Here is a 777-nt window from a genome sequence, read left to right as displayed (position 1 = left end):
GTCTTCGCCCCGGCGGCCGTCGTCGTGATGGCGTTCCTGCTGGTGTTCGGCCTCGTCGGAGGGTGGATCCTCGCCGGCCGCATGCTCGCCCCACTGACCCGCATCACCGCCGCCACCCGCACCGCCGCCAACGGATCGCTCTCCCACCGGATCCGCCTACCCGGCCGCAAAGACGAGTTCCGCGAACTCGCCGACGCCTTCGATACCATGCTCACGCAGCTCGAAGCACACGTCGCCGAACAACGCCGATTCGCCGCCAACGCCTCCCACGAACTACGCACCCCACTGGCCATCACCCAGACACTCCTCGACGTCGCCCGCAACGACCCGAACCCCGACACCACCGACCTCGTCGACCGCCTCCACACCGTCAACACCCGAGCCATCGACCTCACCGAAACACTGCTGCTGCTCAGCCGCGCCGACCAACGCTCCTTCCCCCGCCAGCACCTCGACCTGTCCCTGCTCGCCGAGGACGCCACCGAAACACTGCTCCCCCTCGCCGACAAACACCGCATCACCATCACAACCACCACCGAGCCCGCCCCCACCGCCGGCTCACCCGCGCTCCTGCTGCAACTGACCACGAACCTCGTGCACAACGCGATCGCCCACAACCTGCCCGCAGGCACCGTGTGGGTCACCACCAGCACCCACCCCCACACGGTCGAGCTCACCGTCGAGAACACCGGCGAGAGACTCGCCCCCCAGCTGATCGCCACCCTCGCCGAGCCGTTCCGCCGCGGCACCGACCGCATCCGCACCGACCACGCAGGC

General features: G+C 69.2%; 1 protein-coding gene. It reads left to right on the top strand.

Annotation, left to right across the window (positions count from 1 at the left end):
- A partial coding sequence (locus ABEA81_RS42345; protein ID WP_345613715.1) for a sensor histidine kinase occupies positions 1 to 777 on the top strand: 777 nt, incomplete at both ends.

Origin of the sequence: Pseudonocardia adelaidensis, from assembly GCF_039543345.1 — a bacterium.
Classification (GTDB): domain Bacteria; phylum Actinomycetota; class Actinomycetes; order Mycobacteriales; family Pseudonocardiaceae; genus Pseudonocardia; species Pseudonocardia adelaidensis.
Note: the sequence above shows the minus strand (reverse complement) of the source record. Positions and strands in the feature narration are given on the sequence as shown.